The organism is Pseudomonas sp. KCJK9111, from assembly GCF_046231935.1.
Lineage (GTDB): Bacteria > Pseudomonadota > Gammaproteobacteria > Pseudomonadales > Pseudomonadaceae > Aquipseudomonas > Aquipseudomonas parafulva_B.
This window is the reverse complement of record NZ_JBJJMO010000089.1, coordinates 1-13,132: the sequence shown is the minus strand read 5'-3', so window position 1 is coordinate 13,132 and position 13,132 is coordinate 1. Positions and strand designations below refer to the sequence as shown.

Below are 13,132 nucleotides of genomic sequence, written 5' to 3'. Positions count from 1 at the left end.
ATGCCTAGTCTCGGGGGCTGGGAGATGTTTATAAGAGACACCCCGGCCACCACCCCGCCACAAACCCTCATACCATCCCGCCACCATCACAACGGAACTGTCAGCCAAACGGCACAGTCCACCTTTACAGGCCCACCTACCAGAGGCCACAGAGGAGACTCCCATGAAAGGTACCGCGCTTTCGGCCCTGTTCGCGGCCGCTACCCTGCTCGCTTCGCCGGCCTTCGCTGCCGACGATCTGTGCGCCCTGAACCTGCAGAAAATCAACGACAGCATGGCCACCGCCGGTGCCACCTCCGAAGGCCTGGACACCGCCGTCCAGAACAAAGTGGACGAAGCCAAGCAAGCCCAAGCTTCCGGCGACACCAAGAAATGCATCGAAATCACCAGCAAAGTCGTTGAACGTTTGGACAAAACCAACAAAGGCAGCGGCTCGAGCAGCGGCGGCGCCTGATGCATCGCGCGGGTGAGCGCTCTGCTGTCGACGCCGCCCGCGCAATGCCGTATACTCCGGTTCACGTGCCGTAAGGTGCGTTAGCTTAGAGCTAGTGTGGGGCCGATTAGGATTCGACGCCGGTAGCGAAACTCTAGGTGCATGCCGAGTTGGTAACAGAACTCGTAAATCCACTGTTGCAACTTTCTATAGTTGCCAATGACGAAAACTACGAGGGCTACGCTCTCGCTGCGTAAGCAGCTGAGCCCGCTCTCCTGGTAGCTTCGGCTCCAGCAATCACCAGGGGATGCCTGTAAACCCGAAGTGATTGTCATACAGAACAGGATCGTCGTGTAGCACGTTGGGGGCAAAGCGACTAAAACTTACCCAACTCGTCCAAAGCACCCTGCCCGTCGGGCGGCTGCGGATTAACTCAGTAGACACGGCTAAGCATGTAGTACCGACAGCGGAGTACTGGCGGACGGGGGTTCAAATCCCCCCGGCTCCACCAAATTGACGAAGGAAGGCGCCTATGGGCGTCTTTTTTTGTGTCTGTGATTTGGTGAAGTTTCAAGCGCTCATGCAATGGAGTTTCCGCTGGCCGCACTCGGCCACCTAACCGATCGCCCGGCTCCTTTTTCCAGCAAAGAGACGAACGCTCTTTCCGCTGCCCCTGCCCTCATAGCACACCCCCTCAGCGGCAATCCCCCTCGTGACAATCGACGTGACAAACGCCGGTGTTACCAGCAACAGCGCTGTAGATGATGGTGCCGCAGACCATGGAATGGACTGCACCTGACTGACAGTCAGGCATGCCCCGGTCATCGCAGTGCTGCTTCCACCCAGCTCAGGATCTCGCGGCACTGGTCTCGTCAGCCAGTGCAGCCTCCACCCGCCCACCGCTATCGGTACTCAGGAGGCCGGATCATGAGATGCCCTTGCTTCTGGTCGTAAGGAGCCGCCAGTCCCGCGTCAGTGGACATCCTTACAGCTCGCAGGGGCCTTGATCCCTGATGACACTCAGCATTCTTGGCGGGATGACGTGAGGGAGAGATCGGTAATTTATGGAGGGCGACTATGCAACTGCGCGAAGTACAAGGGCCACCACGCCCCTTGCTGGAGCAGCAGATTACGCCCCTACCCTACCCGGTCGCGGCGCTGGGCGATCTTTTGGGGCCGGCTGTAGAGTGCATGGCCGATGTGATCGGCGTGCCCTGCGCCATGGCCGCGCAATCTGTTCTAGCCACGGCAGCTTTGACGAGCCAGGCGCACGCCAATGTTCACCTCGACGGCCGAATCTATCCGTTGTCGCTGTACTTGCTGACGGTGGCTTGCTCGGGTGATCGCAAAAGCGCGGTGGACCATATTGCGCTGCAGGCCGTACGCGACTGGGAAAGACAGCAGTGGATCGCCTATGGCGAACAGCTCAAGGCGCACCGAGCTGCAATGAGCCTCACCGCGAAATCGCCAACCTCGAAAAAGTCAGCACAGCCAGCACTGGACGCCCAACCTGAACCTGCCCAACCAAGACTGCTCACTGCTGAGCCGACCATTGAGGGCCTGGTCAAAAGCCTGTGCCACGGTTTGCCGAGCATGGGGCTGTTTAGCGATGAGGGCGGGCAGTTTTTGGGCGGTAGCACCATGAGCAAGGACAACATGATCAAGGCGATCACTCACTTGTCGACGCTGTGGGACGGCAGCCCGATTGATCGGTCGCGCGCGATGGCAGGGGAAAGCCTGCGTGCCTATGACCGCCGTCTCAGCATGTACTTGATGCTGCAACCCGCCTGGCAGACCGCTTGCTGCAGGACGCTGATATCAAAGACCAGGGCATCCTGGGACGCTGTCTGATCAGTTGGCCAGAGCGTCTAGTTGGACAACGACTGTACAAAGCCATCGACCTAACCCGAGATCCAAAGGTGCACCTGTACCAGCAGCGCATTGCCTCGCTCATGCAGAAGCCTTGGTCACGCCATAAAGACGGCGGCATCAACCCTGTAACCCTAGAGTTAAGCCCCCGTGCCCGTGAAGCATGGATTGCCATTCACGACACCATTGAATGCGAGTCCGGAGAATTCGGCGAGCTGGTCAACGTGCAAGCTCCTGCGGGCAAAGCCGCCGCGAAAGTTCTACGCATGGCTGGTGTGATGGCGGTGGTTGAAGAATCGACTGTCTTGGAAGAAATGCACATTCAACGCGCCTCTACGCTGATGGATTACTACCTGGCCGAGAACCAACGACTGACTGAACAGGAGCCTCTGAATAAGCTTCGCGCAGAGGCCGACTGCCTGCTTCGCTGGTTGATAAAGAAGAACTGGCCACCGTTTCGCCTTCGCGACATCACACGCAACGGTCCTCGCTTTACCCGTAAAAGCACACGGCACACCTCCGAGTTATTGCTGCAGCTGGTTGCCCATAACTGGCTGAACAATCTTGGGGACATATTCGAGGTCCGTCATGTTCCGCCTCAATGACGCCGGGCGCCGCTACCGGGCGCAACATCGCTCGCCGACCGAGTTACGGTGTGTCGCCGCCACTGCCACCACTTTGTCGCCACGTGCCAATCCAGATGCGGCGGGGGTTGTCGCCAGTGTCGCCGCTGTCGCCGCTCCAACATCTGAGTCAACCGACCTCGCTCGGCTTATCGAGCAGTTGCAAGAAGAAGGGGCTTTGCTGCAACGCAGCGAGAATGCCCTCCTCATCCGCCCTGCACACTGGGGACAGTTGGATACCATCAGCCCCCACTGGAAAGCCCTGCTGCTGCTCCTACGAACCAACGATCAAGGTGAAGACAATGGTGCTGGTGGGTCGGCGTGACGGTCGCAATTTTGGCTACGGTCGCCAACTGAGCTACGCCGGTCGACGAGCACTGGAAGATCTGTTTGCCGGCGGCCACTTCGCTACCGTCAAAGCGCATAGCGATCGCTGGCAAGCCTTCGTGCGCTGGAGCCGATCGGAGGACGGCCCCGGTTACAACGATGCACGCCAGATTGATCGACAGACGCTGGAGGATTACGTCGCATACCTGCGCCAGCAGATCCAGCAAGGCGAACTGTGCATCGCCAGCGCGCAAAACCGCCTGAGCAGCGTTAACCGCACCCTTGCTGCGCTGCGCGGTGATCAGGACGTGAGAATTACCAGCCCGAGCCAGGCGTTGAGACAGCACCGCTCCAACGTACGCACTCGTGCGCCGGACGGCCAAGATTATCAAGACGTACAGCGAGTGGTGCTGTCGCTGGTGGAACACCATCACGAACGGGTAGCCGCGATCGTCATGTTGGCCCGAATAACTGGTATGCGGCTGCGTGAAGCGATTCTGGCTGACCTACCGCGATTGCAACGCGAAACCGAGCACTTGGGCCGTATCAACATCCAGGATGGCACCAAAGGTGGCCGCTCAGGAGCATCAGCACCGCGATGGATCAAAGCCAATGAAGCGGTGAAGGCAGCGCTGCAGCTTGCTCGTCATGCGGCACCGACCGGCAGCAGCAACTTGCTGGCCTGAAACGAAAGCTACGCCGCGTTCCTGCATCAGACCGTGCTCCCCGCCCGCGAAACGCTGCATAAACAAGAGCTGAAGGGTTTTCATGAACTGCGAGCAGCTTACGCCTGCGAGCGTTACGAACAACTCACCGGCCACGCTGCACCGGTCAATGGTGGCCGCTGCTATCACATTGACCCCGACCGGGATCGACAGGCGCGCCTACAAATCAGCCTTGAGCTCGGGCACAACCGGATAGATGTCGTTTCGGCCTACATTGGAGGTCGAGCGTGACCAGACCCTTCGATATAGCGCTGTTCCTGAGCGGCGTACTGACTGGTTCGAAGGCAACACAGCAACGCCACCTTCGGCAAGCTCGAGTCATGCAAGCGGCCATTCAAAAGCGCTGGCAACGTGATAATCCTTGCACTTGGCAACTCAAGCATGTTCGCTGGTTTCTCACCCAGTACCTGAAAGACCATTCCGATGCCACTCGGTATTACTACCTACTCACGGCTTCATTGGTCTGGAAGCGATTGGGCAAGGATCGAGACTTGGTGATCGCCCCAGCCGTATGTCGCAACACCGCTTATGGGCGGGATGACGTGAGGGAGATAATGAAATTTTCCTGAACCCCTGCAACCAAGACTGCTCAGTGCCGAGCTTGGATTGGGATACAATCACCGGCATCTAATACCATCAGGATCGGCATCCGCTCCCTGGGTGCCCACAAGAGATTCCGCAATGCCCCTCACGCTGCAACAACTGGAACGCCATCTGTTCAAGGCTGCCGATATTCTGCGCGGCAAGATGGATGCCTCGGAGTTCAAGGAATACATTTTTGGTATGCTGTTCCTCAAGCGCTGCTCCGACGTATTCGAGGAGCGCTATGAGCAGGTGGTAGCCGATGAAATAAATGCCGGCAAGAGCAAGGCCGAGGCCTTTGTCACGGCGGAAAATCCGCGCTGGTACAAGCGTGATGGTAATTTTTGGGTGCCCAGCCACTCGCGTTTCAAGTATTTGCTCAACGAAGCGCACATCAATGTCGGCGACCTGCTTAACAAGGCGCTGGGCGGCATCGAGGAAAATAACGTCTCCCTGGAGGGGGTGCTGGAGCACATCGACTTCACCCGCAAGGTCGGCCAGAGCAAGATTCCCGATCAGAAGCTGCGCCAACTCATTACCCACTTTGGTGAAGTGCGCCTGCGTAACAGTGACTTCGAATTCCCAGACCTGCTCGGGGCCGCCTACGAGTACTTGATTGCAGAGTTTGCCGACTCGGCAGGCAAGAAAGGCGGCGAATTCTACACGCCACGCTCAGTGGTGCGGCTGATGGTGCACCTGCTCAAGCCGACGCTGGCCCACGATGTCTACGACCCCTGCTGCGGCTCGGGCGGTATGTTGATCGCAGCTAAGGAATATATCGACGAGCACGGCGAAGACGGCCGTAAAGCTAACCTGTTCGGCCAGGAATTCAACGGCACCGTCTGGTCCATCGCGCAGATGAACATGCTGCTGCACGGCATCAGTAACGCCTGGCTGGAGAACGAAGACACCCTGGCCGACCCTCGGCATATCGAGGGTGGCGAACTGCGCCGCTTCGACCGGATCCTCACCAACCCGCCGTTCTCCATCAACTGGGGCCACACCGAGAAAAGCCCGGATGGCAGCCTGGCCTGGAACCCGACATTCCGCGAGCAGCGTTTCCGCTTCGGCGAGGTGCCGCTGGGCTCAAAGAAGGCCGACTTGATGTTCGTCCAGCACATGCTTGCCGTGACCCGCGACGAAGGCATGATCGCCACCGTACTGCCCCACGGCGTGCTGTTCCGGGGCGGTGAGGAGCGCGGTATCCGCGCTGGTCTTATCGAAAACGACCTGCTCGAAGCCGTGATCGGCCTGCCGGCCAACCTGTTCTATGGCACTGGCATTCCGGCATGCATCCTCATCCTGCGCCAACAAAAGCAGGAAGGCGCCAACCGTGTCAGCGCCAAACCGGCCAAGCGCCAGGGCAAGGTGCTTTTTATCAACGCCGACCGCGAATATTTTGAGGGCCGTGCGCAGAATTACCTGCTGCCCGAGCACATCGAGAAGATCACTACCGCCTTCGATGAGTTTCGCCGGATCGACGGTCTCAGCGACGTGGTGGATATCGCCATCCTGCGCGACAACGATTACAACCTGAATATCCGCCGCTACGTGGATAACGCACCGCCGCCCGAGTCGCATGACGTACGTGCCCACCTACTGGGCGGGGTACCCAAGGCCGAAATCGAAGCGAAAGCTTCGCTATTTGCCGCCCATGGCCTCGACCCGCTGGACCTGTTCGTGGCGCGCGATGCACAGTATCTCGACTTCCGCACCGAGCTGAACCGCCGAGCCGACCTAAAGTCGGCCATCGAAGGCAACGCCGGCCTGCAGGCCAAAGAAACTGCCCTGCATGAAGCCTTCGAGAGCTGGTGGCACACACACAGCCCACGTATCACAGCCCTTGCTGGGGAGCAGGAAGACAACGCCGCATTGGTCGAGTTGCGCAGCGAACTGCTGGTCAGCTTTAGCCAGATGCTGGAAGGTATCGGCCTGCTCGACCCGTTCCAAGTCAGGGGCATCGTCGCGGGCTTTTGGTACCAGAGCAAATACGACTTCCTTAGCTTGATGGCTCGCGGCAGCCGGGGCGTAATCGACGCTTGGCGTACCAGCATCATCACCGCTCTGGAAGACAAAGCCAGCAAGCAAAGCCCGCTGGAGCATAAGCTAGTGAAGTTCCTACTCGGCGACTTCATTTCTAGTTTGGCAGAGCTGGAAGCGAAAAAAACGGAATTGGAAGGCCAGATCAAGGCCGCCACCTCTTCCGATGAAGAAGAATCTGATGAAGCCGATAGCGAGACAAATATGGACGACGATGAAAACATCGTCGACGAAGCCCAGATCAAAGCCTGGAAAGCTGATCTTGCCAAGCTAAAGAAACAGCTCAAAACTCAAAAGGATAACTTCGCCAGCCACTTAAAACAGGCTGTCGATGAGCTGGATGAGCAGCAGGCAGCCGAGCTGCTGCTGACCATTCTACACAACGACATGCAGACCATCGTCGAGCGTTATATCGCCGATCAACGCAAAAAAATCGTCACGGCCTTCGAGAACTGGTGGGACAAATACCGTGTGACGCTGAACGAGCTCGAGCAGAAGCGCAATTCGGCGACAGAGGCGTTGCAGGGGTTTCTGGAGGGGCTGGGGTATGTCTGACTGGGCCAAGGGAACACTCGCAGACGCTATCGCCTCTCTCGATGCTGGCATCAGCGTAAATGCGGAGGATCGCCCCCACGGCGCAGGCGAGATCGGCGTACTAAAGACCAGCGCAGTTAGCGGCGGAGTGTTTCTTAGCGAGCAGAACAAAGCCGTTCTTCTGCATGAACGCAGGCTGGTAGCCGAGCCCGTGCAGGCTGACTCAATTCTTGTCAGTCGTATGAACACGCCCGCTCTGGTTGGTGAATCCTGTTACGTGAGCGAGGCGCATCCCACCCTGTTCTTGCCGGATAGACTCTGGCAATTGAAACCCAGAGATCAAACGCAACTAAGCATGCGCTGGCTCTCTTTCATACTGCAGTCTGCAGACTATCGCCGTTACGTTGAAGTACATGCAACTGGCACCAGTGGCAGCATGAAGAATCTGCCCAAGTCAAAGCTGCTGGCTTTTCCGGTTCACTACCCCGCGCCAGCCGAGCAGTCGATTATCGCCAAAATCCTTGACACCCTCGACACCGCCATCCGCGAAACCGAGGCGTTGATCGGCAAGCTCGAGGCCGTCAAACAGGGCCTGCTGCACGACCTGCTGACCCGTGGCATCGACGTGAACGGCCAACTACACCCACCGCAGAACGAAGCGCCGCAGCTCTACAAAGAGTCGCCCTTAGGGTGGGTTCCAAGGAAGTGGAGCTGTAGAACACTTGCTCATATTGCCAATACATACGCTGGTGGTACGCCGTCCCGCGATACGCCCGGCTTCTTCGGTGGTGACATTTCATGGGTCAAATCGACAGAGGTAAATCGAGAGTCAATATCCTCAACTGACGAGCAAATCACGCAGCTAGGGCTTCGGAATAGCTCCGCAAAGTGGGTTCCTGCGGACACCCCCTTGATCGCTATGTATGGAGCCACTGCTGGTGTGGTGTCTTGGCTCGCTATCCCAGCTACTACAAATCAAGCTGTTCTAGCTGCAGTGCCGAATACTGACCAGGATGGTCGCTGGATCTACTGGGCGCTCATTTGGTCTGCGCCAAGATTACTTGCCTCTGTGCAAGGGTCAGGTCAACCTAATCTCAGCAAAAGCACCATCGATTCCTTGGTCTTGGCGGTTCCGGAGCGTTCTGAGCAGACCGCCATTGCGAAGATATTGGACCAACATGTGTCACGCCTTGCTAAGGAAACCAATTACTTGGCGAAAGTTAGAGCTCAGAAATTTGGCCTGATGGACGACTTGCTGACCGGCCGCGTGCGCGCTACCCCACTGCTTGAGTCGATGCAGCGAATTTCCGCAAAAAAGGAAGGCTGATATGTCCCAGCGCCTGCCACCCCACGAATCCCTCATCGTCGAGTTCAAGAGCGACCTGAAGAAGCTCCCCGACCGCGAGCTGATCGAGGCGCTGGTCTGCCTGGCCAATGCCGAGGGCGGCGACCTAATGGCTTGGCGTCGAGGACGATAGCACACCGACTGGGCTGCATGGCGAGCATCGCTTGCAGGAGAGCTTGGCCGGCACGGTCGCGGCGCGCACCTCACCTTCGCTGGAGGTACAGGCCGAGACCCACGACCTGGATGGCGTGACGGTGGCGCGCATTCACGTACCCAAGCTGCTATGAGCCGCTATGAGCCTGTATGAACCCATACATGCCTGAACTGGATTAAAGGAGTGACCCGTGGGCTGGGAACTGAAAGACGTCGAAAAACCCTTTGTGGCTCAGTTACAGGGAATGAACTGGAAGCATATCGAGGGCAGCCTCGACGACCCGGCCATCACTGGCCGTAGCAGCTTCAGTGAAGTTATTCAGCGTTCCACACTGGCCGAGCGCTTGCGTGCCATCAACCTGCGCGAGGGTCAGCCTTGGCTGGATGAGCAGCGCATTGCCGAAGCACTGGCGGCCATTACCCGTGTGGGCCCCGGCAAGCTGATGGAAACCAACCAGGCAGTCACTGAGCTGCTGCTCAAAGGCATCACTGTCGACGGCCTCCCGGGCTGGGAGGGCGGGCGCGGCCAGACCATCCAGTACATCGACTGGGCCACCCCAGCCAATAACCACTTCAGCGTGATCAACCAGTTCCGGGTGGATTGCCCGCCGGGTTATAACAGCGGCAAGAAATTTATCGTCCCGGATCTGGTGTTGATGGTGAACGGCATCCCGATGGTGGTGGTGGAGTGCAAGAGCCCGTCCATTCCAGAACCGCTGGCCGAGGCTGTCGACCAATTGCGCCGCTACAGCAACCAGCGCAAGGCGGCCTTCGAGGTCGAGGAAAACGAGGGCAACGAGACACTGTTCGCCAGCGTGCAACTGTTGATCGCCAGTAGCTACGACGAAGCACGGGTGGGCTGCATTGGTGCTGGCTTCGGGCATTTCTCCCAATGGAAGACCGTGGTTGGCCCGGATGGCAACGGCAGCGAGCAGTCAGTAGCCGAGCAGTTGGGCAAAGCCAAACTGTCCGAACAGGAGCGCTTGGTGGCAGGCATGCTTACGCCAGCCCACCTGCTCGATCTGATCCAACATTTCATGCTCTTTATGCAGGTTGGCGGGCAGACCATCAAGACGGTCTGCCGCTACCAGCAGTACCGCGCGGTGAACCGCACAGTGAACCGCATGAAACGCGGGCAGACTCGTCTTGAACATGGCGAAAGTGACCAACGCGGCGGCATCGTTTGGCATACCCAAGGCTCGGGCAAAAGCCTGACCATGGTATTTCTGGTGCGCAAGATGCGCACGGATACAAAGCTGCGCCGCTTCAAGATCATCGTGGTCACTGACCGTAGAGACTTGCAAAACCAGCTCGCCGCTACCGCTACTCTGAGCGGTGAGCTGCCGGAGGTGGCCTCCAATATCGAGGGCGTTAAAGCCTTGGCACGCCGCCAGGGCCCAGGCCTGCTATTCGCCACCATCCAGAAGTATCGCAATCCCGAGCAGGAGGACAATGGAGAGGCGCCGATCCCGGCGGAACCTAAGGCACCCCTCAAAGCCGCAGAAAAGCGCGCTCCCTATCTGGTAAGCCAACCATTCGAGGTGCTCAACCACGGCGAGAGCATTCTAGTATTGATCGATGAGGCGCACCGCACCCAGGCCGGTGATCTGCACGCGAACCTGCTGGCGGGACTGCCCAATTGCGTTCGCATCGGCTTTACCGGTACACCGATCATCATGGGCGATAAGAAACGCACCCACGAAATTTTTGGCGCATTCATCGACAAATACACCATCAAGGAAGCCGAGGCAGATGGCGCGACAGTGCCTGTGCTTTACGAAGGACGCACTGCCCAGGGCGCAGTGAAAGACGGGGCGAGCCTGGATGAGCTGTTCGAGGATTTGTTCCGCGAGCACAGTCAGGACGAGCTGGAATTGATCAAGAAAAAGTACGCCACCAAGGGGCATATATTGGATGCCCCCGCGCTGATTGTCGACAAGGCGCGCGATATCCTCAGACACTACGTCACCAACATCCTGCCCAATGGCTACAAGGCACAGGTGGTAGCCTATAGCCGGATTGCGGCAATCCGCTATTTCCATGCGCTGCAGGACGCCCGTGATGAGTTACTGGTCGAGGCTAAAGCGCTGCCAGCAGCCGACAAGGATCTCGACGATGAGGCCCTGTGCCAGCGTCCACCCAAGCTGCAGGCACGCGTGCAGGCGTGGCGCTATCGCGACAAGCTACGCAGCCTGGAGTTCGCACCGATTATTTCTGGCTCAAATAACGATCCGGCCGAGTGGAAAACTTGGACGGATGGCAGCAAGCACGAACAACTGATCCAGCGCTTCAAGAAGCCGCTGAATCATGAGCAACCGGGCAAGGCAGATCCGCTGGCCTTCCTGATCGTTAAGTCTATGTTGCTCACCGGCTTTGACGCCCCCATCGAAGGGGTGATGTACCTTGACCGACCAATCAAGGAGGCCGAGTTGCTTCAAGCCATTGCGCGGGTCAACCGTACTGGTTTCGGCAAGCGCTGCGGCATCGTGGTCGACTACTACGGGGTCGCCAACCACCTGCGCGAAGCCCTAGCAGCCTATGCCGACGAGGATATCGAAGGTGCGCTCGGCAGCATCAAGGACGAGGTGCCGGTGCTGCGAGATCGTCATCTGCGTGTAGTGGACGTGCTGCGTCGCCAGGGCATCGAGTCGCTGGAAGATGCCGAAGCCTGCATTGCCGCACTGGAGTCGGAAAAGGTGCGCGCCGAATTTACGGTAAAGCTCAAAGCGTTCCTCGACTCATTGGACACCGTACTGCCACGCCCCGAGGGTCTTCCCTTCGTCAAGGATGCCAAGCGCCTCGCCTATATCCATGCACGGGCACGCGGTCGCTACAAGGACCTGCCGCAACTGGGCAAGGATGTCGGTGCCAAGGTGCGCAAGCTAATCGACGATCACGTTATTTCGCTAGGCATCGACCCGAAGATTCCGCCGATCCAGCTCACAGATGCAGACTTCGAGAAACAGTTGTCCCGTAGCGTCAACGACCGCGCCAAGGCCTCAGAGATGGAGCACGCCATTCGCTCGCATGTGCGCAAGCATGCTGATGAAGATCCGGTGCTTTATCGCAAGCTGTCTGAACGCCTGAACGAGCTGCTCAAGTCGCTGGGCGAGCAGTGGGATCAGTTGGTTGAACAGATGCAGAAGATCATCAACGAGCTGCGCAGCGGTCAAATGAGCGATGACTACAGCCCTCTGGATCTGCCTGAGCACTATGCACCCTTCCTGCGCACCCTGTTGGATGTGGTGTGTGCCGACGCCAATCCGCAGCCCGCCGAGCTGCTGTGTTTGAAGGATGTAACGGTGGAACTGGTCGATTTGTTGGTGGGCGAACTCCAAAGCCACCGCGATATCTGGAGCCCGCGCAAGCGAGCGGCACAGGAGGAACTAGCCGGGCAGCTATTCGATTACCTGATGCGGCTACGTCCTCCCTTGGTGGACAGCGATACCGCGGGTGTACTGTCTGACCGGCTGATGGACCAAGCGAGAGCTAGCCATGATCGGTTGATGCAACTGTGAGCAGCCAGACCCTTACCGTGGGCGATCTGCAGCTGACGCTACGCCGCAGCGCGCGGCGTAAGACCTTACAGATCACTGTCGAGCGTGACGGCGCCCTTATTCTGTCTGCCCCACCTGGGGTTGATGAGCAAGCTCTGAGGCAATTCGTAGCGGAAAAAAGCTTCTGGATCTACTCGCGTCTTGCCGAAAAGGAACGCCTGCAGCGCGCAGTCCCGATCAAGGAATACGTTGATGGCGAGGGTTTTCTATATCTGGGACGAAGCTATCGCCTCAAAATGGTTGATGAGCAGGATGTGCCGCTGAAACTCTCTGCGGGTCGTTTTCGCCTGCTGCGTAGCGAACTACCACGAGCTCGCGAGCATTTCATCCGATGGTACAGCGAACATGCGCGCAGTTGGCTGGCCTTACGCGTCAAGAACCACCAAGCCCGCATGGACCTCATCCCAAGCGGTGTACGTGTGCAGGATCTGGGCTATCGGTGGGGCTCCTGTGGCAAGGGCGAGCAGCTCTACTTCCATTGGAAGACAATTCTGCTGCCCAAGCCCATTGCGGAATATGTGGTGGTGCATGAGATGGTGCACCTGCAAGAGCCACATCACACCCCAGAATTTTGGCTCCGTCTGGAACGAGTCATGCCTGACTATTCACAGCGCAAGACATGGTTGGCGGAACACGGGATAGAAGTCGAAGGTGTCTAAAAATCAGAGCACATTGATTGCCTTCAGCGAAAATCTACACAATTGCAACGTGTTTTTTCACCAAGAACAAAACTGTAGCATAGGCACGGTCGGAATTTGAAAGTCACAGATTAGCCCATCCAGAAAATTTTCGAAATAACAAAGCTCCAGCCAACCAATTTCTATCAAATCAACCCTCAAATTACATCTAGCGCACGTGGCTCTTTCAGTAACGCTGCAATTATTGAATAATGTGTAGATCTATACTCAACAAATAGACTGCACTCGTAGTTTTCACCGCTCAGC

General features: G+C 57.8%; 9 protein-coding genes, 1 other RNA gene and 2 pseudogenes. All 12 read left to right on the top strand.

The annotated features are described in order from the left end of the window. Positions 1 to 163: 163 nt before the first annotated feature. The 12 genes and pseudogenes from ACK59L_RS20225 to ACK59L_RS20170 all read left to right on the top strand — a co-directional run bounded on the left by ACK59L_RS20225 (position 164) and on the right by ACK59L_RS20170 (position 12,847). Positions 164 to 454, top strand: coding sequence for a hypothetical protein (locus ACK59L_RS20225; protein ID WP_058605955.1), 291 nt, complete (start codon positions 164 to 166; stop codon positions 452 to 454). 98 nt (positions 455 to 552) lie between these two features. Continuing rightward, positions 553 to 944: a transfer-messenger RNA gene (ssrA, locus tag ACK59L_RS20220) on the top strand. Positions 945 to 1,510: 566 nt separating this feature from the next. Beyond that, positions 1,511 to 2,907, top strand: a pseudogene (locus ACK59L_RS20215) (YfjI family protein). After that, positions 2,891 to 3,250 (top strand): hypothetical protein, encoded by a 360-nt coding sequence (locus tag ACK59L_RS20210; RefSeq protein WP_409275631.1) that lies wholly within the window; start codon positions 2,891 to 2,893, stop codon positions 3,248 to 3,250. The pseudogene ACK59L_RS20215 and the gene ACK59L_RS20210 overlap by 17 nt, the downstream one beginning before the upstream one ends. Continuing rightward, a pseudogene (locus ACK59L_RS20205) lies at positions 3,228 to 4,208 on the top strand (integrase domain-containing protein). The gene ACK59L_RS20210 and the pseudogene ACK59L_RS20205 overlap by 23 nt, the downstream one beginning before the upstream one ends. Continuing rightward, complete coding sequence (locus tag ACK59L_RS20200) at positions 4,205 to 4,546, top strand: hypothetical protein (RefSeq protein ID WP_409275629.1); 342 nt, start codon at positions 4,205 to 4,207, stop codon at positions 4,544 to 4,546. Before ACK59L_RS20205 ends, ACK59L_RS20200 begins: the two are co-directional and overlap by 4 nt. Before the next feature lie 112 nt (positions 4,547 to 4,658). Continuing rightward, complete coding sequence (locus tag ACK59L_RS20195; RefSeq protein ID WP_409275627.1) at positions 4,659 to 7,154, top strand: N-6 DNA methylase; 2,496 nt, start codon at positions 4,659 to 4,661, stop codon at positions 7,152 to 7,154. After that, positions 7,147 to 8,460, top strand: a complete 1,314-nt coding sequence (locus ACK59L_RS20190) for a restriction endonuclease subunit S (RefSeq protein ID WP_409275625.1) — start codon at positions 7,147 to 7,149, stop codon at positions 8,458 to 8,460. The genes ACK59L_RS20195 and ACK59L_RS20190 overlap by 8 nt, the downstream gene beginning before the upstream one ends. Before the next feature lies 1 nt (position 8,461). Continuing rightward, the gene (locus ACK59L_RS20185) at positions 8,462 to 8,611 is read left to right on the top strand and encodes a hypothetical protein (protein WP_409275623.1); all 150 of its coding nucleotides are present in this window, start codon (positions 8,462 to 8,464) and stop codon (positions 8,609 to 8,611) included. 31 nt (positions 8,612 to 8,642) lie between these two features. Continuing rightward, positions 8,643 to 8,765, top strand: coding sequence for a hypothetical protein (locus ACK59L_RS20180; protein ID WP_409275621.1), 123 nt, complete (start codon positions 8,643 to 8,645; stop codon positions 8,763 to 8,765). 57 nt (positions 8,766 to 8,822) lie between these two features. Then, entirely contained in the window at positions 8,823 to 12,149 is a 3,327-nt protein-coding gene (locus ACK59L_RS20175) for a type I restriction endonuclease subunit R (protein WP_409275619.1), read from the top strand. Beyond that, entirely contained in the window at positions 12,146 to 12,847 is a 702-nt protein-coding gene (locus ACK59L_RS20170; protein WP_409275617.1) for a M48 family metallopeptidase, read from the top strand. The genes ACK59L_RS20175 and ACK59L_RS20170 overlap by 4 nt, the downstream gene beginning before the upstream one ends. Positions 12,848 to 13,132: the final 285 nt, after the last annotated feature.

What these genes read in the sequence shown, in the direction of transcription:
- ACK59L_RS20225 (WP_058605955.1), top strand. Translation starts at nt 164, where the DNA reads ATGAAAGGTACCGCGCTTTCGGCCCTGTTCGCGGCCGCTACCCTGCTC.
- ACK59L_RS20210 (WP_409275631.1), top strand. Translation starts at nt 2,891, where the DNA reads ATGTTCCGCCTCAATGACGCCGGGCGCCGCTACCGGGCGCAACATCGC.
- ACK59L_RS20195 (WP_409275627.1), top strand. Translation starts at nt 4,659, where the DNA reads ATGCCCCTCACGCTGCAACAACTGGAACGCCATCTGTTCAAGGCTGCC.
- ACK59L_RS20190 (WP_409275625.1), top strand. Translation starts at nt 7,147, where the DNA reads ATGTCTGACTGGGCCAAGGGAACACTCGCAGACGCTATCGCCTCTCTC.
- ACK59L_RS20185 (WP_409275623.1), top strand. Translation starts at nt 8,462, where the DNA reads ATGTCCCAGCGCCTGCCACCCCACGAATCCCTCATCGTCGAGTTCAAG.